We start from the raw sequence: 24,914 nt of genomic DNA on the forward strand, positions 1-24,914 counted from the left end.
GTCGTACACCCCTCCTGGGACTAGAACTGCAGGGACTTGGTCTGGAGGTACTCCGACAGACCGTGCGAGCCCAGCTCCCGGCCGACCCCCGACTGCTTGTAACCGCCGAAGGGGGCAAGGGGGTTGAAGCGCCCGCCGTTGATGTCCACCTGCCCGGTGTCGAGTTGCCGTGCGAAGGCCACGGCCTCCGTCACCTCGCCGGCCCACACGGCCCCCGCCAGCCCGTACACCGTGCCGTTGGCGATCCGCAGCGCGTCGGCCTCGTCCTCGTACCGGAGGATCGAGAGGACCGGGCCGAAGATCTCCTCCTGGGCGATGGTCATCTCGGGAGTCACGTCCGCGAAGACGGTCGGGCTGACGAAGTAGCCCTGGTCGCGCGGCGCTTCAGGGCCGCCGGCCACCAGCCTCGCCCCCTCCGCGACGCCCTTCTCGATGTAACTCCGCACGCGCTGCTGCTGCTTGGCGTTGACGACGGGCCCCATGCGCTCGCCGTACTTCGCCGCCGCCTCCACCGCCAGCGCAACCGCCTCGTCGTACTGCGAGTCGTGGACCAGCATGCGGGTCCAGGCGCTGCACGTCTGGCCGGAGTTGGACATCACGTTGGCCACGCCGACGTTGACCGCCTTGGCGAGGTCGGCGCTCGGCAGGATGACGTTGGCGGACTTGCCGCCGAGTTCCAGGGCGACGCGCTTGACGGCCGCGCCCGCGGTCGCGCCGATCTGCCTGCCGACGGCCGTCGAGCCGGTGAAGGAGACCAGGTCCACGCCCTCGTGTCCGGCGAGGGCCTGGCCCGCGACCGGGCCGAGGCCGGTGACGAGGTTGAAGACCCCGGCCGGAAGGCCCGCTTCGTGGACCGCCTCCGCGAAGAGCTGGGCGGTCAGCGGGGTGTCCTCGGCGGGCTTCAGCACGACCGTGCAGCCTGCCGCGAGGGCCGGGGCGACCTTGGCGACGATCTGGTGCAGCGGGTAGTTCCAGGGGGTGATCGCGCCGACCACACCGACCGGCTCCAGATGGACGGTCGAGTTCCCGACCTTCTCCTCGAAGGCGTACGAGGCGGCCAGCTCGGCGTACGAACCGGCGACCGCGATGGGCGCTCCGACGTGCACGGCCTGCGAGAGCTTCAGCGGGGAGCCGAGTTCGGCGGTCACCGTCTCGGCGATCTCCTCCTTGCGGGCGACGAGGACGTCCCGGAGTGCGGCGATCCGCGCGGCCCGCTCGGCGGCCGGCGTGGCGGCCCAGGCCGGCAGGGCCCCGCGCGCGGCTCGTACGGCGGCGTCCACGTCGTCGGCGGTGCCGGCCGGGACGTGGGCGATGACCTGCTCGTCGGCCGGGTTCACGACGGCGATCGTGTCCGTCCCGGCGGCCGGGCGCCACTCGCCGTCGATGTACATGCCGTCGTGTGCCTTCATGCGTTCCTCCCGGGAGGGGCGTCGTCTGCGCCGCCCAACCTAGCCGTCGTCCGAGACCCCAAACTAGCGGTGTTAGTTTTTGGGCACCAGGGGCCCCGGGACGATCACAAGGCCCACAGGGGATCACCCCGGAGGCCCCACGGGAGTACGGGCCCGCCGGACCTCAGAAGTCCGCGCGCGTCGGTTCGTCGAGGCGGGCCACGGCCTCCTGGCCGAACTCCTTCTCGTACGTGTCGCGGATCCGCTCGATCCCGGGGTCGGCCGCCTTCGCCCGCCCCACGGGGTACAGCAGGATCAGCTCGTACGACCGCTCGCGTTCGATGACGCCGTTCCTGTCGCGCCACTGCCCGCGGCCGTCCTGCACGGTGAGGCCGTCCGGGAAGGCGGGGGTGACCTGCCGGTCGACGAAGTCCATGAACTGTCCGTCGGTGACGGCCGGGCCTCCGTCGGGGCGTTCCGTGCCGAAGAAGAGGCGGGTCTCGACGTATGCCGCGCCCCTGGCCGCCGGAGCCGTCAGAGCCGCCGGGGCCGTTGCGGTCGTCGGCCGGGTCCCGGTGTCGGTGAGGGTGGCGTACGCGGCCGGGGCGCCGGCGAAGAGGAGGGCGGAGGCCGTCGCGACGGCGAGGCGGGTACGCGTGGTGTCCATGATCATGAACGCATACCTAGCGGGCCTCAGTCCTCCAGGTCGGGCAGGCGCGCCGGGGCCGGGGAGATCCGTACGCCTTCGTGGTCGAAGACGAACAGATGGGCGAGGTCCACGAGGAGAGGGACCTGCATGCCGTGGTGGAGGTCGTGGTCGGGTGTCGTACGGACGATGAGGTCTCCCGGCAACCGGCCTTCCGGGGGCGGCAGTTCGGCCTGCTCGGGTCCGGTGCCCCCTGGGTCCGCCAGGACCACGACGGGTCCGGCCCGCAGCGCGCCCGCCCGGTCCCGGAGGCGGCCGAGGACACCGCCCACGGGACGGCGGCGGCGCGGCGGCCGGGGCATGGGGCGCGGCGCCTCCAGGTCGGGTACGACGGCGGGCTGCGAGCCGGTGTTGAAGTGGACGAGGACCTCGTGGCCCTGGAACTCCACGTGCTCGACGAGTCCGCTGATCGCCACCTCGCCGGGCCTGGCCTCCGACGGTTTGGCGATGCGTATGGCCTCGGAGCGCAGGCCCACGATGACTTCGTGGCCCTGGTGCACCCGGAGCAACCGGTGGTCCAGGGACAGGGGTTCGGGCAGGACGAGGGCCTGGCGGCCGAGGCCGATCGACATGGCGCCGTCGAGCGGGGCGAGGACGACGCCCCGCAGGAGGCTGATGCGCGGGGTGCCGATGAAGGCGGCGACGAAGACGTTCTCGGGCAGCGCGTAGACCGTGCGCGGGGTGCCGACCTGCTGGAGGACACCGCCGCGCAGGACGGCGACCCGGTCACCCAGGGACATCGCCTCCGCCTGGTCGTGGGTGACGTACACGGTGGTGACGCCCAACCCCCGGGTGAGGCGGGCGATTTCGGCGCGCAGACGGTTGCGGAGCTTGGCGTCCAGGTTGGCCAGCGGCTCGTCCATCAGGAACGCGGAGGGGTGCCGTGCGATCGCCCGGCCCATCGCGACGCGCTGGCGTTCGCCGCCGGAGAGCTCGTTGGGGAAGCGGTCGAGGAGGTCCTCGATGCCGAGCATCCGGGCCGTGGCGTCGACGCGCGAGCGCGGGTCCTGGCCGGGCGTCTCGATGCGCAGCGGGAAGCCGATGTTGTCGCGGCCGTTCATGGTCGGGTAGAGCGCGAAGTTCTGGAAGATCATCGCCATGTCCCGGTCGGCGGGCTCCAGATGGTTGGCGTACGCGCCGTCGAGCCGCACCTGCCCCTCGGTGGGGTCCGTGAGGCCGGCGATCATCCTCAGCACGGTCGACTTGCCGCAGCCGGACGGCCCGAGCAGCACCAGGAACTCGCCGGGCGCGACGTCGAGCGACAACCTGTCCACCACAGAGACACCGCGTGTGTAGGACTTGCTGACCTGTCGAAGGGAGATGGCGCGTGACATGGGACGTGACCCCCGGGGGCTCACAGGGCGCTGTTGCTCCGCGAACGGAGGTCTCGCGGGTCGTACGAGACCTATGAGTCACGGAAGCTAACGGACCGCACACATCCCGGGGAAGACTTGCGGCGGAATCGGGCGGGCCTTGTGGAGAGACCTCCCCGTGAAACCCGCCGGTTCGGCCAACTCCGGTGCGAAAGAGGTCTGTTCAGTGTCTCTCGGGCTCCGGTGCGGATGGCGTACGTCCCCTACGTTCCGTCGGCTCCGACCCCGTCGCGCCCGTACGCCCCTGTCGCAGTCCGAGCCCCGAGGCGATCAGCAGCAGCGCTCCGAGCATCACGAACGGCGCGGCCACACCGGCTACTCCGGCGACCAGGCCAGCGGCGGCGGGCGCGGCGACCTGGCCGAGCCGGTTGCCGGTCAGGCGCAGGGCGAGGGCGGTGGAGCGGGCGTCGTCGGGGGCGGCCTGGACGACCGTGGTCATGGACAGGGGCTGGCCGACGCCCAGGCAGAAGCCGAGCAGGGCGAGGATCACGGCGAGGCCCCAGACCGGTACGGGCAGCGCGATCCCGGCGCACAGTAGGGCACCCAGCAGGCAGGTCGTGGTGAGCAGCGCGGCCCGGCCGAGGAGCCGCAGCATGGGTGTCATGACCAGGCGGCAGGCGATGGTCGCCGCCGCGCGCAGGCTGAGCAGCAGGCCGATCACGGAGGGCGCGATGCCTCGGTGTTCGCCGACCACCGGCAGATACGCGGTGAGGATGTCCGTCGCGGACAGCACCGCGAGGCTGATGAAGATGCCGGCGGGGACGCCCCGGGTGCGCAGTATGCGGTGCACGGGGACGCGATCGCCGCGTCCGGTACGGGACTTGGGCCGGTCGCGGTGCTCTATGCGCCACAGCGAGACGAACGAGACCGCGGCGACGGCTCCCGCGACCAGCAGGGCGAGGGCGCTGGTGCCCGCCATGTCGGGGCCGCCGATCAGGGCACCCGCGGCGATCGGTCCGACGAGCTGGCCGAGCGAGGCGCCGATGGTGAAGTGGCCGAAGTTGCGGTCCTGGTCCTGCGGTGCGGACTGGCGGGCCACGATCGACTGGGCGCCGATCACGAAGGAGAGGTGTCCGAGCCCCATCACCCCGCTCCAGGCCGCCATCGCGGCAAGGGAGTCGGCCGTACCGCTGAGGGCGCAGCCTCCGGCTATGAGGACGACGCCGACCGGGAGCAGCGGGGCGCACCGGCCGTGGTCGGTCCTGCGGCCGAGCGGTACGGCGGCGAACAGCGGCAGCAGTGCGTAGACGCCGGCGATGACGCCGATCGCGCGCTCGTCGGCGCCCAGCGCGAGGGCCCGGTAGGAGACGGCGGGCCGTGCCATCGACACCGCCCCCTGCGCGAAGCTGAAGGCGATGACGAGGCGGAGCAGCCAGCCGCGGTTCCCACCGGGCCTCACAGTGACACCCTCCGTTGGACGGATGGACGGACGGATCTGATGGATCAGGTGGATCGGACGAACGGGGTGGGTCCGGCCGGGGCCGGACCCCGGGAGCCGAGGCTCAGATGATGCCGAACAGGATTCCGGCGCCGAGGACGACGAGGGAAGTGAGGGCGGCCCACTTGACGACGAACTTGGTGTGGTCGCCGAACTCGACCTTGGCCATGCCGACCAGGACGTACACGGCCGGGACGAGCGGGCTCGACATGTGCAGCGGCTGGCCGACGAGCGAGGCGCGGGCGATCTCCAGCGGGGAGACCCCGTGGGCCGCGCCCGCCTCGGCGAGGACCGGCAGGACACCGAAGTAGAAGCCGTCGTTCGACATGAAGTAGGTGAGCGGGAGGCTGAGGACGCCGGTGACGAGGGCCATGTGCGGGCCCATGCCGTCCGGAATGCCGTCGACGAGCCATTTCGCCATGGAGTCGACCATGCCGGTGCCCTGGAGGACGCCGGTGAAGACGGCGGCGGCGAAGACCATGCCGGAGACGTTGAGGACGTTGTCGGCGTGGGCGGCCAGGCGGGCCTTCTGGTCGGGGATGTGCGGGAAGTTGACCGTGAGGGCGAGCGCGGCGGCGAGCACGAACAGGACCGGGATCGGCAGCAGTTCCATGATCATGGCGGCCAGGAGCGTCGCCGTGAGCAGTGCGTTGAACCAGTACAGCTTGGGGCGCAGCGTCGGACGGTTCGGGTCGAGGCCCTGGAGGCGGACGTCGTCCTCCTCCTCGTCGTCGCCGTCGGAGGCGTCGGTGCCGGAGCCCGCGCCGCCGGTGGTCTTGGTCATACGCACCTTGCCGTCACCCGGACCGCCGGCGGCGGCACCGGCGCCGACCAGCACCGTCTCGGTCTCGGGCTCCTCGACCAGCTGCTTCTCGTCCGTCAGTACGTCGGTCAGGCTGAGCACGCCGAGGCGCTTGCGCTCGCGGAGGCCGAGGACGTACGAGAGGGCGATCACGGCGACCAGGCCGACGGCGAGCGCCGGGATCATCGGGACGAAGATGTCGCCGGCGTCGAGCTTGAGCGCGGTGGCGGCGCGGGCGGTCGGGCCGCCCCAGGGCAGCGTGTTCATGACGCCGTTGGCGGTGGCGGCGACGCCGGTCATCACGACGAGGCTCATCTTGAGGCGCTTGTACAGCGGGTACATCGCCGAGACCGTGATCATGAAGGTCGTCGAGCCGTCGCCGTCGAGGGAGACGATCGCCGCGAGCAGGGCCGTGCCGACGACGATGCGCAGCGGGTCGGCCTTGCAGAACTTGAGGATGCCTCGGACGATCGGGTCGAAGAGGCCGACGTCGATCATGACGCCGAAGTACACGATGGCGAACATGAGCATCGCGGCGGTGGGCGCGAGGGTGCCCACCCCTTCGATGACGTAGTCGCCGAGATGCGCACCCTTTCCGACGAACACGCAGAAGAGTGCCGGGATCAGTACGAGCGCCGCGATCGGCGACATCTTCTTCATCATGATCAGGACCAGGAAGGTCGCGATCATGGTGAAGCCGAGGATGGTCAGCATGAGTGGATACCTAACGTTCGCCCTTGAACTTCCACCAGGGACAGCGGTTCGAGTGACGTTAGGGCGGCCACACAAGGCTTAACAAGATGTTGACACGCGAGCAATAAGCGCAAAACTCCAGGTCAGGGCGTTGTGCCTGTTGGCGCGATATCGATGGGTACGCCATTGAGTACGGCGGTGCCGGACAGCGGGTCGAGCAGGCTGCCGTCGAGGAGCTGGTTGACGTTGACTCCGGGGTTCTCGGCGGCGTGGGTCGTGCGGGTGCCGGGACGGTCGTGTCCCCAGCCGTGCGGCAGGCTCACGACCCCGCGTCGTACGGCGTCGGTGATCTCGGCGGGAGCGACGACCTCTCCCCCGGCGCCCTTCACCCGCACCGGCGCTCCATTGGTGACACCGAGCCGGTCGGCGTCGTCGGGGTGGATGTGCAGGGTGCAGCGGTTGGTGCCGCCGGTGAGGGCGGGGATGTTGTGCATCCAGCTGTTGTTGGAGCGGAGGTGACGGCGGCCGACGAGGACGAGTCCTTCGGGGCGCCGGCGCAGTGCGTCGCGCAGGCGCGGGAGATCGTCGGCGAGCGGCTGCGGAAGCAGCTCCACGAGTCCGCTGCGGGTCTTGAGGGGCTGCGGGAGGCGCGGCTGGAGCGGTCCGAGGTCGATGCCGTGGGGCTGGTCGAGCAGCTTCTCCAGGGTCAGCCCTTCGGGTCGTACGCCGAATCCGTCGCCGTACGGGCCCAGGCGCAGCATCATGTCGAGGCGTCGCTCGGGGCCGGTCTCGCCGGTGAGCTGTGCGGCGAGTTCGCGCGGGTCGCGGCCGTGCGCCGGGGAGTGGGGTTCCTTGACGGCCTTGCCGAGGGTCTGGCCGATGACCAGGTCGTCGACGGCGGAGGGCTCGGCGCCGTGCATGCCGGTCGCGGCGAGGACGAGCCGGGCGAGGATCTCCGTCTCGGCCATGCGGCCCGGTTCCAGGGGGACGGCGGCGCGGGTGTAGCGGACCTGGTTGCGGACGGCGAGGGTGTTGAAGGCGAAGTCGTGGTGCGGGCTCTGCGAGGGCGGGGGCGGCGGCAGCACGACATGGGCGTGCCGTGAGGTCTCGTTGAGGTAGGGGTCGACGCTGACCATGAAGTCGAGCGAGCCGAGGGCCTTGTCGAGGCGGTCGCCGTCGGGCGCGGACAGGACGGGGTTGGCGGCGATGACGACGAGGGCGCGGATGGGCTCGCCCTCGGCGGTCGCGGTGTCGATCTCCTCGGCGAGCGCGGCCATCGGCAGTTCGCCCTTGGCCTCGGGGTGACGGCTCACTCGGCTGTGCCAGCGGCCGAGCGCGAAGCCGTGGCCGGGTCCGGCGGGGCGGGGTGTCCGGTCGGTGGCGGCCTGCGGGAAGAGGGCGCCTCCGGGCCGGTCGAGGTTGCCGGTGAGGATGTTCAGGATGTCGACCAGCCAGCTGGCCAGGGTGCCGTGCGGGACGGTGCAGCTGCCGATGCGGCCGTATACGGCGGCGGTGGGCGCGGCGGCCAGTTCCCGGGCGAGCGCGCGGATGGTGTCGGCGTCGACGTCACAGGCCTCGGCGGCGGCTTCCGGGGTGAAGTCCCTTACGGCTTCGCGGAGTTCGTCGGTCCCCTGCACCAGTTCGGCGAGTTCCCCGAGGTCGGTGAGCTCCTCCTCGAAGAGGACGTACGCCATGGCCGCGAGCAGCATCGCGTCGGTGCCGGGGCGGATGGCCACGTGCCGGTCGGCGAGCTTGGCGGTGCGGGTGCGGCGCGGGTCGATGACGGTCAGGGTGCCGCCGCGCGCCTTGATGGCCTTGAGCTTGCCCGGGAAGTCGGGGGCGGTGCACAGGCTGCCGTTGGATTCGAGGGGGTTGGCGCCGATCAGCAGCAGGTGGTCGGTGCGGTCGAGGTCGGGCACCGGGATCGCGTTGGCGTCGCCGTAGAGCAGGCCGCTGGAGACGTGCTTGGGCATCTGGTCGAGCGTGGACGCGGTGAAGAGGCTGTGGGTGCCGAGGCCGGCGAGCAGCACGGTCGGATAGAGGGCACCGGCCATGGTGTGCACGTTCGGGTTGCCGAGGACGGCTCCGACGGCGTGCAGCCCGTAGCGCTCGACGACCGGCCGCAGTCCGGCCGCGACGGCGTCGAAGGCCTCCGCCCAGGTGGCCTCGCGCAGTTCGCCGTCCTTGCGCACCAACGGCGTCCGCAGCCGGTCGGGGTCGCCGTCGGCCGCCCCGAACGAGGCGCCCTTCGGGCAGATGAACCCCTGGCTGAACACGTCGTCGCGGTCCCCGCGCGCGCTCGTCACCCGGGTTCCCTCGATGGTGAGCGTGAGCCCGCAGGTCGCCTCGCAGAGGGGACAGATACGCAGAGCTGTTCGGGAGTCGGCGGTGGTGGACACGGATCCTCCCGGAGGGGGTGGCGACGACGATGGCGCTGACTCGGCCGAGCATACCGACCGGTATGGACGGTGGGGAGGGGGCGCGGGGGTCACGTCGGAAATTCGCGCGCCGTTCGAGCATCCGCGCCGGACGAGGTCGGGCCGGGTGTGGCCGGGCAACGCTGTCGTGCCCGGCCTCTCCGTCAGTCGAGCGACCGTGCCAGATACGCCCGCAGCAGTTCCCGGGTCTCCTCTATGACCCGTTCGTCGCCGGAGGGGTCGAGGCGGAAGGCGAGCTGGACGAGGGTGTCGGCGGCCTCGACGGCGATGAGGAAGGTGCGGCGCAGGTCCTCGTCGGGTTCGCGGTCCAGGACGGAGGAGAGCATGTCGGTGAGGCGGTCGGCGACGCGGGTGTTGGGTTCGGCGTCTCGGGTGCCGACGGGTATCTGGTTGCCGAAGTCCACGAGGGAGAAGCCGGGCGCGGTGCGTTTCATCGCCAGGTACTCGTCGAGGACCGCGTCCATGGCCGCGCGCCAGCCGCCCGTGCCGGCGGTCTCCTGGAGGCGGAGGGTGACGCGCTCGGTGAAGACGTCGAGGTTGCGCTGGGCGAGCGCGTCGGCCATGGCGCGCTTGTTGCCGAAGAAGCGGTAGACGGACCCTATGGGCACGCCGGCGCGCAGGGCGACCGCGCGGGTGCTGAGGGCGTCGTAGCCGACCTCGTCGAGGAGATCGGCGCAGGCGTCGAGTATTCGGGTGAGTCTTTCGGCGCTACGGCGTTGAACGGGCGCGCGGCGCAGCGAGGTCGCAGGGGGCACGGGCTTCATGATGCCTTTCCGCCGGGGTCCGGTGAACCTTGCCCTTCGGTACGAATGTCGGTGCTGATGCCACTCATTTGTGCGCGCCCTGGCCGCTCGTCGCCGGCGCCGACGCGGACTCCGTGTCCGTCGGCCCGGGATCGGACACGGTGATGTCCGCCGTGCTGCCGACGGGCTCGCCGTCCACGGCCCACACCGTGTCGTCGTCGGCGTGCAGGCGCACGCTCACCTGGTGGGTGCCGCGCGGGACGAGGCCGCCGGCGATGTGGTGGTCCGGGCCGCGGAGGAAGGACAGGGGGCGGCCGTCGAGGCGGAGGAGGGCGTGCCCGCGGCCGGGTTCGGCCGTCTTCCGCGTACCGGCCGGCGAGAAGCGGAAGTCGTGGACGGTCAGGCGTACGTCCCAGCCGTCGCTGTCGGCGTCGGGCTGTATCTCGATCGCGACCTTCGGCGCGTCCTTCTTGTCGATCTCACGGTAGTGGCGTCCTTCCTCGTCCGTGTCCTCCAGCACCTTGCCCACCGGTGACGGCTTCACTCCGTCGTTCTCGCGCGCTTCGTCGGACCCGCAGCCCGTCGCTCCGACGAGCAGAGCGCCGAACAGGACACAGGCCGCGAGCGCGGTGAGGAATACGCGCGTCCACGACATGCCGGGGAGATTAGAGCACCGCTCTGACAGTCGGATCCCCCTGAAGTCTGGTTCTCGGTACTCCAGTGGTCTTGGCGCGATCCCGCGGTCGCCTCCGTGGGCACGGGCATCTCCCTCTTGCGCACGGATTTCGCGAATCCTACGGTGATACATAGGAATCAGGAACGAGGGAGCGACCATGAGCGGGGACGGGCGGATCACCGCCGAGGCACGGCGGAAGACCGTCGAGGCGCTGACGTATCTCACCGGGTTCGGCAACGAGCACAGTTCGGAGGCGGTGCCGGGCGCCCTGCCGCACGGCCGCAACTCTCCGCAGCGGGCCCCGCTCGGGCTCTACGCGGAGCAGCTGAGCGGTACGGCGTTCACCGAGCCGAGGGCGCACAACCGCCGGTCGTGGCTGTACCGGATCCACCCGTCGGCCGCACACCCGGCCTTCACCCGCACCGACAACGGCGCCGTCCGCACGGCGCCCTTCACGGAGACGGTGCCCGACCCGAACCGGCTGCGCTGGAACCCGCTGCCCGAGCCCGCCCCGGGCACCGATTTCCTGGCGGGCCTGTGGACGCTCGGCGGCAACGGCGACGCGACACAGCGCACCGGCATGGCCGTGCACCTCTATCACGCCAACTCCTCGATGGAGCGGGTGTTCAGCGACGCCGACGGCGAGCTGCTGATCGTGCCGGAGCGCGGCGGGCTGCTGCTGCGCACCGAGTTCGGGCTGCTGCATGTGGAGCCGGGACATGTGGCGCTGATCCCTCGTGGGGTGCGCTTCCGTGTGGAACTGCTGGACTCCTCGACCGACGACGACCCGGGCCCGGCGGCCCGGGGCTATGTGTGCGAGAACTACGGGGCGCCCTTCCAGCTCCCCGACCTCGGCCCGATCGGCGCCAACGGTCTCGCGAACGCCCGCGACTTCCGGGCGCCCGTCGCCGCGTACGAGGACGTCAAGGGGCCGGTGGAGGTGGTGAACAAGTTCTGCGGCAACCTCTGGTCGGCGACCTACGACCACTCGCCGCTGGATGTCGTCGCCTGGCACGGCAACCATGTGCCGTACGCCTATGACCTGCGCGCGTTCAATGTGATCGGCACCATCAGCTACGACCACCCGGACCCGTCGATCTTCACGGTGCTGACCTCGCCGTCGGACACTCCGGGCCTTGCCGGCGTCGACTTCGTCGTCTTCGCGCCGCGCTGGCTGGTGGGCGAGGACACGTTCCGGCCGCCGTACTTCCACCGGAACGTGATGAGCGAGTACATGGGGCTCATCGAGGGCGCCTACGACGCGAAGGCGGAGGGCTTCGTCCCGGGAGGCGGCTCGCTGCACAACATGATGTCGGCGCACGGTCCCGACCGGGAGACCTTCGACCGGGCGAGCGCCGCCGAGCTTCGGCCGCAGAAGATCGACGACGGTCTGGCCTTCATGTTCGAGACGCGCTGGCCGGTCACGGCCACCGCGCAGGCCGCCGGGGCGGAGCATCTGCAGCGCGCGTACGACGACGTGTGGCGGGGCCTCCAGCGGCACTTCCGGCCGGAGCGGCGCCCATGACCGGCCGGGACCGATCGTGACCGCCCGTTGCACCCGGCGCCCGCGAACGGTACGGATACCCTCGTGACCTCCTTCGCCCCGGACTCGATCGTCCTGAACCGCAAGCTGCCGCTCTGGTATCAGGTGTCGCAGTCCCTGCGCGCCTCGATACTCGGGCGGTCCGCGCAGGATCCGCTGCGCCTGCCCACCGAGGAACAGCTGGCGGAGCACTACGGGGTGAGCGTGCTGACCATGCGGCAGGCGCTCAAGGAGCTGGAGGACGAGGGGCTGATCACCCGCCATCGCAGGCGCGGCACGTTCATCGAACCGAGCGCCGCGCGGGGCGCCCCGGTCCGGCTGCTCGGCTCGGTGGACGCGATCGTGGCCCAGCAGTCGGGCATGACGACCCGGCTCCTTGACCACGGCACCGAACCCGTGTCGGCGGAACTCTCCGAGCACTTCCCTGACCTGACGGAGGTCGCGACCTACCACCGGCTGCGCAGCGACGAGAAGACCGGGGAGCCGACCAACCACGCGCGCAACTACGTACGGCCCGAACTGGCGGCCCTGATCGACCCCGAGGACCTGGTCCGCTGGCCCATGACCAAGGTGCTGCGGGATGTCGCGGGGGCGAGGATCAGCCAGATCACCGACACCGTGGAGGCGCGGCTCGCGGACCCGGAGACCGCGCGGCTGCTCCAGGTCCCGCTGCTGAGCCCGATCTTGCACTACACGGGCGTCGTGCACGGCGAGGACGGCCGGGCGCTGGACGTGGCCCGCATCCAGTACCGCGGCGACCGCTTCTCCTTCACCGTCACCCTCGACGCCCACTGACCATGCGGGACAAAGTCGCCTTCGACGGTCCACGTCGTACGATGCCGAGCGTGCCGCACGACGACGCTCCGCTGCTCGCGGACCTCATGCCGTGGTCCGTCGCACCGCCCCGGCTGGGCCGCGGGTGGCCGACGGCGCCCGACCCGGCGTCCCTGAAAGCGCGGTGGGACGCCCTCGTGAAGGCCGAAGGGCCCGACCGCGAGGCGTTGTTCGGCGTCACACGCGCGCGGACGCTCCACTCGGCGGTGGGCCAACTGCCGGGCCAGTCCTCGGGAACGGGCCGGCTGGCCCGCGCGTCGGGCCCCTGCGTGGAGCCGGTACGGGTCATGCACGGGCCGTTCGACGAACAGTGGCTGATCCCCGACCACCGGCTGATCGACGCGGCACGGCCGGAGTTGTGGCGTGTGACGGACGAACGGCAGGTGTTCGCGGTCGAGCAGGCCCCCGCACCCGACGGGCCGCCCCTCCTGGTCACGTCGACGCTCCCGGTGGTCCTCCCCCAGTCGAAGACCGTGCCCACCGCCCGGCCGGGCCGGATCCACCCCTTGTACCGGCGCCCCGAGGGCCGCGAACCCAACCTGGCACCGGGCCTGTTGGACCTCCTGGCCAAGCGCCTGGGCCACGCCCCCACTCCCCTGGACGTCCTCGCCTGGACGCTGGCGGTCGCCCGCCCGGGCCCACAGGGCTGCACGGTTCCCCTCACATCGGACCCCGAACTCTGGGCTCGCGGCACCGAGTTGGGCCACCGCATGCTGTGGCTGATGCGCCGCGACGGCGAACGCCCCAAACTCCCCGGCGGGCGCCGCCCCTACGTACGGGCCCCGCTCCCCTCCCGCCCGCTCGAACTCCGCTACGACCGCGACGAGGAGACCCTCCACCTCGACGAGGGCCGCATCTCCCCCGTCCCGCCCGCCGCCTGGGACTTCGAGGTCGGCGGCGTCCGAGTCCTGGACCAGTGGTTCACCACCCGAACCACCCAGCCGCCCCCGGGCACCCTGGAAGCCATCCGCCCCACGACCTGGCCCCAGCCCTGGACCTCCGACCTCCTGGAGATCATCACGGTCCTGTCCCTACTGGCGGAACTAAGGCCTCAGCAGGCCGAGTTGACGATGAACACCCCGATCACGGCGGACGACCTGCGCAAGGCGGAAGTACTCCCACCGCCGGACACGTCCCGCAAACCGGCCTCAGTACTGGACCACCACGAGGAGGGCCCAGAGGGCCAGGTCGCCCTGATCTGAGGGACCGGCCGAGCCCCAAAGGGGCGCGGGGAACGGCGCAATCTTTTGGCTCTCAGGGACGCGGGGACTGGCGCAGCCTCTTGCGGCGCAGGGAGCGGCGCCACCTTCTAGGGGCGCAGGGGGCGGCGCATCTTTTAGGGGCGCGGGGAACGGCGCAGTCTTTTAAGGGGCGCGGGGAACTGCGCGACCAGCCCCGACCCACCCGCACCTTCAACACCACCATCCCCATCCCCACCCCTCCACCACGCTCAGCGAGACGGGTCAAACCCGTCGAGCACCCGCTCCAACGCCCGCTGAAACACCGCCCCCAGATCAATCGGCCCCGCATCCTCCATGAACGCCGCCGCCATCCGCGGATAGGCCCCGGTGGCAACCTGCCCACCCAAATACGCCCCCCGCACCGCGTGCTCCTGCTCCTCCGACCACGGCAACGCCCGCACCCGTTCAACCGTCGCCAGCTCATTCCCCACGTACGTCGTCACGACCCCGTTGACCATCGCGATCAGCTCGAACTTCGTGCCGTACGTCCCCTCGAAGGAGTCCAGGCACGTAAGGCAGTGCTCCAGGTACCGCAGGGCGTTGGGGCTGAACCCGTACACCGGCGACATCAGAGCCGGCAGCCACGGATGCCGGAGCATGAGCGCCCGGGTCCCATGGGCGACCCGGAGCATGTCGGCGCGCCAGTCCCCCGCCGGCTCCCACAACTCGTGCTCACCGCTGACGGCGTCGACCATCAGCTCGTACAGGTCCTCCTTGCGAGGCACGTAGTTGTAGAGCGACATCGTGCCGCAGCCCAGCTCGGCCGCGACATGCCGCATCGAGACCCCGTCCAGCCCCTGCGCGTCCGCGATCCGCACCGCGGCGTCCGCGATGTCGGCCCGGGTGAACGCGGGCCGCGGCCCGCGTCCCGTGCGCTCGGGTCGGGCCCAGATCACTTCGGGTACGTCGGCGCGTCCTGCCATCGGTGTCGTCAGTCCTGCCATCGGTGGATCCTGTCGCCCCCATCGTAGTTACGTACAGCGTACGTAGTGGGGTATGGTCGCACCATGACGACTACGTACGCTGTACTTAGTGAAGGTCTGGAGAAGAGTTTCAAGGAAGTCCGGGCGCTGCGCGGCCTGGACCTGGCCGTGGCGGAGGGCACGGTCTGCGGTCTGCTCGGGCCGAACGGCGCGGGCAAGACGACGGCGGTGCGGCTGCTCACCACGCTGCTGCGGCCGGACGCGGGGTCCGCGCGTGTCGCGGGGCACGACCTCGTCCGGGAGCCGGACGCCGTGCGCCGCGCGATCGGCGTCACCGGGCAGTACGCGTCGGTCGACGGCGACCTCACCGGGCGGGAGAACCTGCGGCTGTTCGCGAGGCTGCGCCGTCTCCCGAAGGCGGCGGCCCGCGCCGACGAGCTCCTCGACCGCTTCGAGCTCGCCGACGCGGCGGACCGTCCCACGTCCACCTACTCCGGCGGCATGCGGCGCCGACTCGACCTGGCCGCGAGCCTGATCACCCGGCCCGCGGTGCTGTTCCTCGACGAGCCGACGACGGGCCTCGACCCGCACAGCCGCAACCAGATCTGGGAGACGGTGCGCGCGCTGAAGGCGGAGGGCACGACGGTCCTGCTCACGACGCAGTATCTGGAGGAGGCCGACCAACTCGCCGACGACATCGCCCTCGTGGACCGCGGCAGGGTCGCGCACTCGGGCACGCCCGCCGAACTCAAGGCGCTCATCGGCTCGTACGCGGAAGCGGTCGTCGCCGACGCGGACGCCATGGCCGCAGCGGCGGCCGTCCTCGACCAACTGACGGGCTCACGGCCCGACTTCGACCGGGAGCGGCACGCCGTCGGCGCGGTCACCACCGACCCGACGCTCACCCTTCCCCGTCTCGTACGCGAACTCGACGCCGCCGGGGTGCCGTTGCTCGACGTGAACCTGCGCCCGCCGACGCTCGACGACGTCTTCCTCCGCCTGACCGACGGCTCGACCGGAGCCGGGACCGACAACCGGGCCGACAAGCAGTCCGGTCACCGCACCGACAGCAAGGAGCTTGTGACATGAGCGCGTTGGCCTATGACGGCACCGCGATGCTGGGCCGTCAGCTGCGGCGGATCCGGCACAACATGGGGCTGCTGATCCTCACCCAGACCATGCCGATCACGATGCTGCTGTTCTTCGGCTATGTCTTCGGCAGCGCGCTCGCGATGCCCGGCGAGGAGTACCGGGCCTTCCTGGTGCCGGGCCTGCTGGTCGCGACGGCGGCCAACGGGATCATGACCGGGATGTTCCAGGCCGCCCAGGACTCGCACCGGGGCGTGATGGACCGCTTCCGCACGCTGCCGATCAGCCGGGCCGCCGTACCGCTCGGTCAGGCCGCCGGGGACCTGGTCGTCACGGCCGTGGGCACGGTGCCGGTGCTACTGGTGGGGCTCGCGGTGGGCTGGCGGATGGAGGGCTCCGCGCTGGAAGCGGTCGGCGCCGTGGGTCTGCTGCTGCTCTTCCGGTTCGCGACCACGTGGATCGGGATCCTGCTGGGCCTGGCCTCGCGGAGCGAGGAGGCGGCCGGGCAGCTGGGCGGCGCGACGTTCATCCTGCCCCTGCTGTCGAACGCGTACATCCCGACGGACAATCTGCCGGGCTGGCTGCGCACGATCGCCGAGTGGAACCCGATCAGCGCGGTGACCACGGCCCTGCGCGACCTGTTCGGGAACGCTCCGGTGCCGACGGACGGGGCCTGGCCGGTGACGCACCCCGTCGCGGGGTCACTGGCCTGGTGCGCGGTCCTCATCGCGGTGTTCATGCCGCTCGCCGTCCGCCGGTACACGAACGGCGGGCGCTGACCGCTCGCCCCGGGGCCGCGCCCGTCCGACGGCCCGGCCCCCGGCTCCCCGCCTCCCGGCCCCGCATGACAAAGCCCTCGCGCGCGGGACATGATCCCTCGCATGGAGCCGCTTCCCCTGCCCCTTGAGGGCATCACCGTCGTCGCCGTCGAGCAGGCCGTCGCGGCACCTTTCGCCACCCGGCAGCTCGCCGATCTCGGGGCCCGGGTGATCAAGGTCGAGCGGATCGACGGCGGTGACTTCGCGCGCGGCTACGACACCGCGGCCGCCGGTCTCGCCTCCCACTTCGTGTGGTGCAACCGCGGCAAGGAGTCCATCGCCCTCGATCTGAAGGACCCGCGCGGCCTGGACGTCGTACGCCGTCTCGTCGCGGACGCCGACGTCTTCGTGCAGAACCTCGCGCAGGGCGCCGCCGCGCGGCTCGGCCTGGACGCGGCGACGCTGTGCACGGCCGACCCGCGGCTGATCGCCGTGGACATCTCGGGTTACGGGGCCTTCGGTCCGTACGCCGGCAAGCGCGCGTACGACATGCTCGTGCAGTGCGAGGCGGGGCTGGTGTCCGTGACGGGGACGGCCGATCGGCCGGTGAAGGCGGGGATCCCGGCGGCCGACATCGCGGCGGCGATGTACGCGTTCTCGGGGGTGCTGGCGGCGCTGGTGCGGCGTGGCACGACGGGGCGCGGCGGGCCGGTGGAGGTGTCGATGCTGGAGGCGCTGGCCGAGTGGATGGGGCATCCGCTGCACCATGCGATGCACGGCGGAACTCCCCCGGCGCGCACCGGTCTCGCGCACGCCGTCATCGCCCCGTACGACGCCTATCCGACGGCGGACGGCGGGCGGGTGCTGCTGTCGGTGCAGAACGACCGGGAGTGGCGGCGGCTGGCCGAACAGGTGCTGCTGCGGCCGGAGTTGGCGCACGACCCGGCGTACGCGACGAACGCGGCGCGGGTCGAACACCGGGAGCACACCGACGAGTTGGTCGGCAAGGCACTGGCGGCGCTGGTCACCGACGAGGCGGTCGCGCGGCTCGAGGCGGCCGGGATCGCGTGTGCGCGACTGCGGGACGTACGGGAGGTGGCGGAGCATCCTCAGCTGGCGGCGCGGGGCCGGTGGCGGGAAGTGGGTTCGCCGGTCGGGCCGCTGAGGGCGTTGTTGCCGCCGATCACGCTGCCGGGCGGGGACTCGGCGCGGATGGGGCCCGTACCCGCGCTCGGGGAACACACCGGGGCGGTGCTGCGTGCCGTGGGGATGACGGACGATGAGATCGCAGCACTGCGCCGGGACGGTGTGACCGCCTGAGCGCGGGTCGGGGTCCTGCTCGGGTTCGGCCGCCTGTCAGCGGCCGAGGCCGCTCAGCGGCCGCCGAACAGGGAACGGCGCAGTCGGCGCAGCGGTGCGAAGAGTGAGACCCGCCTCACTCGCGCGCCCCTGGCGGTGCGGTTGTGCGCGGTGTCACGTGCGGTGAGCTCGCGCATCAGGTCCGTCGCCTCTGCCGCCTCGCGCTGAGGGATGGCGGGGCCACCCATCACCGAGAGATGGCGGTCGAGGCGCGAGCTGGTCGCGCTGCTGCCACACGTGATCGCAGGGACTCGCGCCCTGCCACGCACTGTTATCTGTTCCATGTCACTCCCCACCCATACGAGGGCACCCAGCCCGGGCAGGTTAACCCTATCGCTCCCTCTCCACACCCGTGTATCCCGGGCGCGGGATTCACCTTTCCGGTAAGGGTGTTGACGGTTACTCTCCGAATCCAACTGATTCCAGGGCGAGTTGGACAACCGGTGCCGTAGTTGGCTGCACTGAGCCGCCCGACGGCTCGACGGTGACAGCGAGTGATGTCGCGTTCGTATTCAGCCCGGTGGCAATCAAGGGCGTGTCGCCGTCCAGGAGCCCCAGGGAGCGCGGTTTCTCCTCCGGTCGCATGAGCCACAGTTGGTGAACCCTTCCGTCGGAAGGTGTACCCAGTCCGGCCGCGGTCACTACAGCGGTGCGCTGCGAGGCGGACGCGACGACGCTCATGCCCTGTCCGTTCGCGTCGCGTCCGGCGCTCGCGCGGGCGTCCGGTGCGGCGAGAACGTGTGCGATCTCACGTGCCTGGGCGCGCTCCTGGGCGAGCTGGTCCTGGGTGCGGGCCGCCTGCATGCCGAAGAGCGCGGCGACGACGAGGGCGGCGGCGGCCGTGGTGGACGCGAGCGGGATGAGGAACGGTGAGAAGCCCGAGCGACGGGCACGCGACGGCGTCCGTTCCTCGTACCGGTCCGTGATCGCCCGAGCCGGTGGCTGGGCGAAGGCCGGCGGTTCCTGAGGGGTCGTGCGTACGGCCATGAGGACCCGGTCGCGCATCGCGGCCGGTGCCGGGGCCGCCGTGGACCAGGCGAGGCGGACCGCGTCCTCGCGCAGCGCGCGCACCTCGGCGGCGCAGCTGTCGCAGCGCCTCAGGTGTTTCTCGAAACGCTTGTGCTCATGGGGTTCCAGGGCGTCCAGGGCGTAGGGGGCGGCCAGGGAGTGCAGATCACTCCGCCGGAAGAGGCTGGTCATGCGACACCTCCCAGGCAGTCGCGCAACCGCGTGAGTCCGTCGCGCATGCGCGTCTTGACCGTGCCGAGCGGCAGGGAGAGCCGCTCGGCCACTTCACGGTACGTGTAGCCGTCGTAGTAGGCGAGGGTGACGGACTGTCGTTGCAGTGCGGTGAGCCGGTCCAGGCAGCGGCGCACCCATTCTCGTTCGAGGCCGGCCTCGACCTCCTCGGCGACCTGGTCGAAGGCGGGGCCGTTCGAGCGCCGGGCCATGCGCAGTTCGCGCTCCCCGGCGGCGCGGGCACTGCGGACCCGGTCGACCGCCCGGCGGTGGGCGAGGGTGAGGACCCAGGACAGCGCGCTGCCGCGGCCCGGGTCGTAGCGTCCGGCGGACCTCCAGAGTTCGAGGAGCACCTCCTGGGCCACCTCCTCGGACTGGGCCGGATCCCGCACCACGCGGCGTACCAGCCCGAAGACCGGCCCGGACACAAGACCGTACAAATCCTCGAAGGCCTTCTGGTCTCCTCCGGCCACGAGCACCAGAAGTTCGTCCGCCTCCACTCGTTTCCCCCTCTCCGGCCATTGAACGGCCCGTCTCATCCTCACGTATTCGGCGCCGGAACGCCTTCGGATGGGGTTACGGATCAACTGCTTGAAAACGCGGGTGAATCCCGAACCAATCCTTCCGAGCCCCGGCTCCGAATGGCGTGCATCAGGCAACACCAACCGACGCGGAACGAGAGCAGGAGCAGACCAGTCGACGGGTCGCTTCTCGCGGACATCACCGCCGGGACACAGCTTTTGGGACAAGGACGGACGGCATGACACCTTTCACCAGCGGGTTCGTGGGACGCAGGAGCCTCGCGACCCTTGTCTGCGGTGCGTTGGCCACCGGCGGGCTCGCGGCCGTCGGCGTGACCGCGCTCGGACCGGGGACGGCGAGCGCGTCCAGCCACCGGGAGGCTCCGCTCATCTCGGGGCAGCCGCAGTTCGACAACACGGACGTGTACGCGTTCGTCAGCCCCGACCATCCGGACACCACGACGCTCGTCGCGAACTGGATCCCGTTCGAGGAACCGGCGGGCGGGCCGAACTTCTTCACCTTCGCCGAGGACGCCCAGTACGACCTGCACATCGACAACAACGGTGACGCGCAGGGCGAGTTCGTCTTCCGCTACACGTTCAAGACGCACGTCAAGAACGACAAGACGTTCCTGTACAACACGGGCCCGGTCGAGAGCCTCGACGACCCGGACCTCAACATCACGCAGACCTACGACATCGATCTGCTGCAGCTCAAGGACCAGTACGTCGTCAAGAAGACGAAGTACGCGGACGACGTGCCGGTCGCCCCGTCCAACGTCGGCCAGGCGTCCATGCCGGACTACGCCAAGCTCCGCGAGCAGGCGGTGCACGAACTCCCGGGCGGGGCGAAGACGTTCGCCGGTCAGGCGGACGACCCGTTCTTCCTGGACCTGCGCGTCTTCGACCTGCTGTACGGCGGGAACCTGTCCGAGGTCGGCAATGACACGCTGAAGGAGTACAACGTCAACTCCGTTGCCCTTCAGGTGCCGACCGACATGATCCAGGAGTCGGCCGACCAGCCGATCATCGGTATCTGGTCGACGACGCAGCGCAAGAGCGCGAGCGGCAAGTACCGGCAGGTCTCGCGCCTCGGTATGCCGCTGGTGAACGAGGTCGTCAACCCGATCAAGGACAAGGACAAGTTCAACGCGTCCTCGCCGTGGAACGACGGCGACTTCCTGGAGAACGTCACCAACCCCGAACTGCCCAAGCTCATCGAGGCGATCTACAAGATCCCGGCCCCTAAGGAGCCCAGGAACGACCTGGTCGACGTCTTCCTCAAGGGTGTCGAGGGCCTCAACCAGCCCCCGCACGTGCGTGCTTCGGAGATGCTGCGCCTGAACACCTCGATCAAGCCGGCGGCCAAGGAGAAGCGGCTCGGCGTGCTGGACGGCGACAACGCGGGCTTCCCGAACGGACGCCGGCTCGGCGACGACGTGCTGGACATCGCGCTGCAGGTCGTCGAGGGCGAACTCGTGGGTGCCAAGAACGACTTGGGTGACGCGGTCGACAAGAACGACCAGAAGTTCGAGAAGGCGTTCCCCTACGTCGCGCTGCCGACCTCCGGTTCGCGCGGTCCGCTCGCCAAGGGCACCACGGGCACGAACGACGTCCGCAACCAGCTCGGTGACGCCCTGCAGCCCGCGGGCACCACGGGCGGTGTGGCCGGCATGAACGACACCACGCTGATCGCCGTCTCCGCGGCGTCGGGCGCGGCCGGGTTCCTGCTCATCGGCACGGGTCTCCTGTGGTGGCGCAGCCGCCGCCGGGCCTACTGACCCGCACTCCGACTGGCGCGGCCCGCGCGTATCCGTCCCCCACGGCGCGCGGGCCGCGCCGCTCACCCCGAACCACCGCTTCCATCAAGGAGATTGAGGAGAGGGCATGGCCCCGGGTACGAACGAGGACGCGCAGGAGAAGGATCGCGCGGACGTGACCCCGCCGCCCGAGGGCGAGGACAGGCCCGACCGAAGCGACCGGTCCGACCGGCCGAAGGAAAGTCCTGAGTCCCCGCGGGCGCGGATGCTGCGGCTCGGCGCGTGCGCGGTCGCCATCGCCGTCGCCATGACCGCGGGAGCGGTGGTCCTGGGCAACAAGGACGACGACGGCGTGCGTACGGTGGCGTCCGCGCCCGGTGTCGCTCCCGAACTGCTGGCCACCGGCAGCCTCGCCTCCAGCATCTCCGCACTGCAGACCCACCTCAAGGCACAGCCCAAGGACTACGGCGGCTGGTCCACGCTCGGCGTCGCCTACATCGAACAGGCACGCACGAACGGCGACCCGTCCCGCTATCCGCAGGCGGAGCGCGCCCTGGCGCGGTCCCTGAAGCTGAAGCCGGACAACGACCCGGCGCTCGCGGGCCGTTCGGCGCTGGCCGCGGCCCGGCACGACTTCCCCGCCGCACTCCGCTACGCGGACAAGGCGCTGGACGAGAACGCGTACAACGAGCGGGCGCTGTCGACCCGCATCGACGCCCTCGTCGAACTCGGCCGCTACAAGGAGGCGTCCAAGGCCGCCGACCAGGCCGACGAGCGCCGCCCCGGCATCCCGGTCTTCACCCGCTACGCCTATGTACGGGAGCTGCGCGGCGACGTCACCACGACGCGACGCGTCCTGAAGCAGGCGCTCGCCGGTGCCTCCACCCCCGGCGACATCGCGTACGTGGCGACGGCGCTCGGCCAACTCTCCTGGCGCGAGGGCGAGTACAAGACGGCGCTGACGTACTACGAGCAGGCCCTGCGGGCCGACAAGGTGTACCTCCCGGCGCTGGAGGGCCGGGCCAGGGCGCAGGCCGCGAACGGCGACCGAAAGACCGCGATCGCCGGCATGGAGGACGTCGTGGCCCGCTTCCCGCTGCCCGGCCCGCTGGTCGTCCTCGGCGAGCTGTACGAGGCCCGCGGCGGCGAGGAGGACAAGGCGAAGGCCCGTGCCCAGTACGCCCTGGTGAACGCCTGGACCGCGCTGGCCCGGGCCAACGGCGTCAACGCCGACCTCGACACGGCCCTCGCGGCGGCGGACCACGGCGACCGCAAGGCCGCCCTGCGCGCCGCCCGCGCCGAGTGGGACCGCAGGGAGACCGTCCACACCGCGGACGCGCTCGCCTGGGCCCTGCACGTCAACGGCCGCGACGACGAGGCCCTCCCCTACGCGCGGCGCGCCACGGCCACCGGCTACCGCGACGCGACGTTCCTCTACCACCGCGGCATGATCGAACAGGCCACGGGCAACAAGAAGGCGGCCCGCGGCAGCCTTTCGGCGGCGCTGAAGCTCAACCCGGGCTTCTCCCCGGTGGGCGCGAAGCTGGCCGAGAAGACGCTCAAGGCCCTGGGCGGTGCCGAATGAGCACCGTCCCCGCGCGCGGCCTCCGGGGCCGGCTCGCCCGGCAAGTGACCGTGCGCCGACGGGCGTTCGCGTCCGGTGCGGCCGTCCTCGTGGCGGCCTGCGCGCTCGTGCTGGTCCCCTCCGGAACCGCGTCCGCGCATCCGCTCGGCAACTTCACCGTCAACCGGTACGACGGACTCGTCATCGGTCCCGGGAAACTGCGGGTCGATCACGTGGAGGACCTCGCGGAGATCCCGGCGACCCAGGCCAAGCCCGCCATCGACGAGGCGGGCATGGAGAGTTGGGCCCGGGATCGGTGCGAGACGGCGGCCGGCAAGAGCCGGGTGACCGTGGACGGGGAGGCCGTCGCGCTGACCGTCGGCGAGAGCCTCGCCCGGGTGCGGCCCGGCCAGGCGGGGCTCAACACCCTTCGGGTGGAGTGCCGTTGGACGGCCCCGCTGCCGGAGAACGCCGAGAAGAACCTGTCCGTGCGCTTCCGCGCCTCCGTGGACGACGGCCCCGGCTGGCGCGAGGTCACGGCACGCGGCGACCGGATGACCCTCACCGCCTCGGACGTACCGACGAAGTCCGTCTCGGGTGAACTGACCAAGTACCCCAAGGAGTTGCTGTCGTCCCCGGCGGACACGGCGACGGCGTCGCTGCGCGTCCGCCCCGGCGGTCCCGCGCTCGTCGAGGAGAACTCCGACGCGCCCGGCTCCTCCATCCTGCCGCGCGGCGCCGACCGGTTCACCCGCGCGCTGGACGACCTGGTGTCCCGCCAGGACCTGACCCTCGGCTTCGCCGCGCTCACCCTGGGCATCGCCGTGCTGCTGGGCGCGATGCACGCCCTGGCGCCCGGCCACGGCAAGACGATCATGGCCGCAACGGCCGCCGCCCGCGGCAACGCCACGATGCGCGACGTCATGCCGCTCGCCATCTCCGTGACCGTCACCCACACGCTGGGCGTGGTCGCCCTCGGCATCCTGGTGACCGCCGGCTCGGCCGCCGCGCCCTCGGTGATCGCCTGGCTGGGTGTGGCGAGCGGCGTCATCGTGATGCTGGCCGGCGCGACCCTCGTACGCCGGGCCTGGCGTCAGCGCGGACACGGGCACAGCCACTCCCACGGCCACGGACACAGTCACGGGCACAGCCACAGCCATGGGCACGTGCACGCCCACAGTCATGATCGCGCGCTTGTCCTTGCGCATGCGCAGGGGCACGAGGACGGCCACAAGGGCGTCCACACACACGGGGGCGATCACGCACACGGTGACAAGCAGACGCACGACCACGGCCCGTCCCACACCCACGACCAGGGCCCCGCTCACACCCACGACCACGGCCCCTCCCACGACCACGACGCCCCCCACGATCACGGTCACGGCGGCCACTCACACCCCCACCCGCACAGCCACTCTCACGCCCCCTCCCCCTCCCCCTCCCTCAAGCTCAAGGACACCCTTCTTCTCGGCTTCGCCGGTGGCCTCGTACCGAGTCCCTCCGCGGTCGTCGTGCTCGTCGGTGCCGCGGCGCTCGGCAAGGCCTGGTTCGGGCTGCTGCTCGTGCTCGCCTTCGGGGCGGGGCTCGCGCTCACGCTCACGGCGGCCGGGTTCGCCGTGGTCAAGATCGGCAGCCGGGTCGCGAAGGCCATCGAGAACGGCGCCCGGTGGTCGGGCGGCCGGACCGCGGCCCTGCTCCGGCGGACCGTGCCGATCGGATCCGCGTTCGTCGTGGTGGCCCTTGGGGCTGGATTGGTGTTCAGGGGGGCCGCAACCGCACTCGGTTGAGCTACTTTTGTTCAGAATCGTGCGGATGCGAATGGGGGA

General features: G+C 71.3%; 21 protein-coding genes. 9 read left to right on the forward strand and 12 right to left on the reverse strand.

Annotation, left to right across the window (positions count from 1 at the left end; translation table 11 throughout):
• Positions 1-20: 20 nt before the first annotated feature.
• The 8 genes from ACN20J_RS11960 to ACN20J_RS11995 form a co-directional block, all read right to left on the reverse strand.
• A complete protein-coding gene (locus tag ACN20J_RS11960; RefSeq protein ID WP_190229425.1) occupies positions 21-1,409 on the reverse strand; it encodes an aldehyde dehydrogenase family protein in 1,389 nt (462 codons plus the stop codon).
• A gap of 163 nt (positions 1,410-1,572) precedes the next feature.
• Positions 1,573-2,061, reverse strand: coding sequence for a DUF3574 domain-containing protein (locus tag ACN20J_RS11965; RefSeq protein ID WP_190229426.1), 489 nt, complete (start codon positions 2,059-2,061; stop codon positions 1,573-1,575).
• 20 nt (positions 2,062-2,081) lie between these two features.
• Positions 2,082-3,428 carry an ABC transporter ATP-binding protein gene (locus ACN20J_RS11970; RefSeq protein ID WP_190229427.1) on the reverse strand — a complete coding sequence of 449 codons (1,347 nt, stop codon included), beginning with the start codon at positions 3,426-3,428 and terminating at the stop codon, positions 2,082-2,084.
• Positions 3,429-3,630: 202 nt separating this feature from the next.
• Complete coding sequence (locus tag ACN20J_RS11975; protein WP_190229428.1) at positions 3,631-4,866, reverse strand: MFS transporter; 1,236 nt, start codon at positions 4,864-4,866, stop codon at positions 3,631-3,633.
• Between the two features lie 103 nt (positions 4,867-4,969).
• Positions 4,970-6,421 carry a CitMHS family transporter gene (locus ACN20J_RS11980; protein ID WP_189840120.1) on the reverse strand — a complete coding sequence of 484 codons (1,452 nt, stop codon included), beginning with the start codon at positions 6,419-6,421 and terminating at the stop codon, positions 4,970-4,972.
• 122 nt (positions 6,422-6,543) lie between these two features.
• Positions 6,544-8,799 (reverse strand): molybdopterin oxidoreductase family protein, encoded by a 2,256-nt coding sequence (locus ACN20J_RS11985; protein ID WP_419665870.1) that lies wholly within the window; start codon positions 8,797-8,799, stop codon positions 6,544-6,546.
• A 182-nt stretch (positions 8,800-8,981) separates the two neighbouring features.
• Complete coding sequence (locus tag ACN20J_RS11990) at positions 8,982-9,602, reverse strand: TetR/AcrR family transcriptional regulator (protein WP_055615542.1); 621 nt, start codon at positions 9,600-9,602, stop codon at positions 8,982-8,984.
• Between the two features lie 64 nt (positions 9,603-9,666).
• The gene (locus tag ACN20J_RS11995) at positions 9,667-10,236 is read right to left on the reverse strand and encodes a hypothetical protein (RefSeq protein ID WP_419665871.1); all 570 of its coding nucleotides are present in this window, start codon (positions 10,234-10,236) and stop codon (positions 9,667-9,669) included.
• Positions 10,237-10,414: 178 nt separating this feature from the next.
• Between ACN20J_RS11995 and hmgA the strand changes: the two genes are divergently transcribed.
• From hmgA to ACN20J_RS12010, 3 genes are all read left to right on the forward strand, one after another.
• Positions 10,415-11,782 carry a homogentisate 1,2-dioxygenase gene (gene hmgA, locus ACN20J_RS12000; RefSeq protein WP_419665872.1) on the forward strand — a complete coding sequence of 456 codons (1,368 nt, stop codon included), beginning with the start codon at positions 10,415-10,417 and terminating at the stop codon, positions 11,780-11,782.
• Positions 11,783-11,845: 63 nt separating this feature from the next.
• A complete protein-coding gene (locus ACN20J_RS12005; protein ID WP_055615539.1) occupies positions 11,846-12,595 on the forward strand; it encodes a GntR family transcriptional regulator in 750 nt (249 codons plus the stop codon).
• A gap of 41 nt (positions 12,596-12,636) precedes the next feature.
• A complete protein-coding gene (locus ACN20J_RS12010) occupies positions 12,637-13,836 on the forward strand; it encodes a type ISP restriction/modification enzyme (RefSeq protein WP_419668871.1) in 1,200 nt (399 codons plus the stop codon).
• A 248-nt stretch (positions 13,837-14,084) separates the two neighbouring features.
• Here ACN20J_RS12010 and ACN20J_RS12015 read toward each other — a convergent pair whose 3' ends face one another.
• Positions 14,085-14,798, reverse strand: a complete 714-nt coding sequence (locus tag ACN20J_RS12015) for a TetR/AcrR family transcriptional regulator (protein WP_189840234.1) — start codon at positions 14,796-14,798, stop codon at positions 14,085-14,087.
• Between the two features lie 84 nt (positions 14,799-14,882).
• On the opposite strand from ACN20J_RS12015, the gene ACN20J_RS12020 reads away from it, so the two are divergent.
• From ACN20J_RS12020 to ACN20J_RS12030, 3 genes are all read left to right on the forward strand, one after another.
• Positions 14,883-15,887, forward strand: a complete 1,005-nt coding sequence (locus ACN20J_RS12020) for an ATP-binding cassette domain-containing protein (protein ID WP_419665873.1) — start codon at positions 14,883-14,885, stop codon at positions 15,885-15,887.
• Positions 15,884-16,666, forward strand: coding sequence for an ABC transporter permease (locus ACN20J_RS12025; RefSeq protein WP_189840126.1), 783 nt, complete (start codon positions 15,884-15,886; stop codon positions 16,664-16,666). The genes ACN20J_RS12020 and ACN20J_RS12025 overlap by 4 nt, the downstream gene beginning before the upstream one ends.
• Positions 16,667-16,756: 90 nt before the next feature.
• Positions 16,757-17,965, forward strand: a complete 1,209-nt coding sequence (locus ACN20J_RS12030) for a CaiB/BaiF CoA transferase family protein (RefSeq protein ID WP_419665874.1) — start codon at positions 16,757-16,759, stop codon at positions 17,963-17,965.
• 53 nt (positions 17,966-18,018) lie between these two features.
• On the opposite strand, the gene ACN20J_RS12035 is transcribed toward ACN20J_RS12030, so the two are convergent.
• The 3 genes from ACN20J_RS12035 to ACN20J_RS12045 form a co-directional block, all read right to left on the reverse strand.
• Positions 18,019-18,288 carry a hypothetical protein gene (locus ACN20J_RS12035; RefSeq protein ID WP_055616858.1) on the reverse strand — a complete coding sequence of 90 codons (270 nt, stop codon included), beginning with the start codon at positions 18,286-18,288 and terminating at the stop codon, positions 18,019-18,021.
• 115 nt (positions 18,289-18,403) lie between these two features.
• Positions 18,404-19,204, reverse strand: coding sequence for an anti-sigma factor (locus ACN20J_RS12040; RefSeq protein ID WP_419665875.1), 801 nt, complete (start codon positions 19,202-19,204; stop codon positions 18,404-18,406).
• On the reverse strand, positions 19,201-19,743 hold the full coding sequence (locus ACN20J_RS12045; RefSeq protein WP_055616860.1) for a sigma-70 family RNA polymerase sigma factor: 543 nt from the start codon (positions 19,741-19,743) through the stop codon (positions 19,201-19,203). Before ACN20J_RS12045 ends, ACN20J_RS12040 begins: the two co-directional genes overlap by 4 nt.
• A gap of 260 nt (positions 19,744-20,003) precedes the next feature.
• Between ACN20J_RS12045 and ACN20J_RS12050 the strand changes: the two genes are divergently transcribed.
• The 3 genes from ACN20J_RS12050 to ACN20J_RS12060 all read left to right on the forward strand — a co-directional run bounded on the left by ACN20J_RS12050 (position 20,004) and on the right by ACN20J_RS12060 (position 24,875).
• Positions 20,004-21,545, forward strand: a complete 1,542-nt coding sequence (locus tag ACN20J_RS12050) for a DUF4331 domain-containing protein (protein ID WP_189840129.1) — start codon at positions 20,004-20,006, stop codon at positions 21,543-21,545.
• A gap of 106 nt (positions 21,546-21,651) precedes the next feature.
• Positions 21,652-23,109: a tetratricopeptide repeat protein gene (locus ACN20J_RS12055; RefSeq protein ID WP_419665876.1), complete on the forward strand. Its 1,458-nt coding sequence runs from the start codon at positions 21,652-21,654 to the stop codon at positions 23,107-23,109.
• Complete coding sequence (locus tag ACN20J_RS12060) at positions 23,106-24,875, forward strand: sulfite exporter TauE/SafE family protein (RefSeq protein ID WP_419665877.1); 1,770 nt, start codon at positions 23,106-23,108, stop codon at positions 24,873-24,875. The genes ACN20J_RS12055 and ACN20J_RS12060 overlap by 4 nt, the downstream gene beginning before the upstream one ends.
• The last annotated feature ends 39 nt before the right edge of the window (positions 24,876-24,914 follow it).

It is taken from the genome of Streptomyces sp. 2-1, assembly GCF_048564895.1.
GTDB classification, from domain to species: domain Bacteria; phylum Actinomycetota; class Actinomycetes; order Streptomycetales; family Streptomycetaceae; genus Streptomyces; species Streptomyces phaeochromogenes.

What these genes read in the sequence shown, in the direction of transcription:
- ACN20J_RS11960 (WP_190229425.1), bottom strand. Translation starts at nt 1,409, where the DNA reads ATGAAGGCACACGACGGCATGTACATCGACGGCGAGTGGCGCCCGGCC.
- ACN20J_RS11965 (WP_190229426.1), bottom strand. Translation starts at nt 2,061, where the DNA reads ATGATCATGGACACCACGCGTACCCGCCTCGCCGTCGCGACGGCCTCC.
- ACN20J_RS11970 (WP_190229427.1), bottom strand. Translation starts at nt 3,428, where the DNA reads ATGTCACGCGCCATCTCCCTTCGACAGGTCAGCAAGTCCTACACACGC.
- ACN20J_RS11980 (WP_189840120.1), bottom strand. Translation starts at nt 6,421, where the DNA reads ATGCTGACCATCCTCGGCTTCACCATGATCGCGACCTTCCTGGTCCTG.
- ACN20J_RS11990 (WP_055615542.1), bottom strand. Translation starts at nt 9,602, where the DNA reads ATGAAGCCCGTGCCCCCTGCGACCTCGCTGCGCCGCGCGCCCGTTCAA.
- ACN20J_RS11995 (WP_419665871.1), bottom strand. Translation starts at nt 10,236, where the DNA reads ATGTCGTGGACGCGCGTATTCCTCACCGCGCTCGCGGCCTGTGTCCTG.
- hmgA (WP_419665872.1), top strand. Translation starts at nt 10,415, where the DNA reads ATGAGCGGGGACGGGCGGATCACCGCCGAGGCACGGCGGAAGACCGTC.
- ACN20J_RS12010 (WP_419668871.1), top strand. Translation starts at nt 12,637, where the DNA reads ATGCCGAGCGTGCCGCACGACGACGCTCCGCTGCTCGCGGACCTCATG.
- ACN20J_RS12015 (WP_189840234.1), bottom strand. Translation starts at nt 14,798, where the DNA reads ATGGCAGGACGCGCCGACGTACCCGAAGTGATCTGGGCCCGACCCGAG.
- ACN20J_RS12020 (WP_419665873.1), top strand. Translation starts at nt 14,883, where the DNA reads ATGACGACTACGTACGCTGTACTTAGTGAAGGTCTGGAGAAGAGTTTC.
- ACN20J_RS12025 (WP_189840126.1), top strand. Translation starts at nt 15,884, where the DNA reads ATGAGCGCGTTGGCCTATGACGGCACCGCGATGCTGGGCCGTCAGCTG.
- ACN20J_RS12030 (WP_419665874.1), top strand. Translation starts at nt 16,757, where the DNA reads ATGATCCCTCGCATGGAGCCGCTTCCCCTGCCCCTTGAGGGCATCACC.
- ACN20J_RS12035 (WP_055616858.1), bottom strand. Translation starts at nt 18,288, where the DNA reads ATGGAACAGATAACAGTGCGTGGCAGGGCGCGAGTCCCTGCGATCACG.
- ACN20J_RS12040 (WP_419665875.1), bottom strand. Translation starts at nt 19,204, where the DNA reads ATGACCAGCCTCTTCCGGCGGAGTGATCTGCACTCCCTGGCCGCCCCC.
- ACN20J_RS12050 (WP_189840129.1), top strand. Translation starts at nt 20,004, where the DNA reads ATGACACCTTTCACCAGCGGGTTCGTGGGACGCAGGAGCCTCGCGACC.
- ACN20J_RS12055 (WP_419665876.1), top strand. Translation starts at nt 21,652, where the DNA reads ATGGCCCCGGGTACGAACGAGGACGCGCAGGAGAAGGATCGCGCGGAC.
- ACN20J_RS12060 (WP_419665877.1), top strand. Translation starts at nt 23,106, where the DNA reads ATGAGCACCGTCCCCGCGCGCGGCCTCCGGGGCCGGCTCGCCCGGCAA.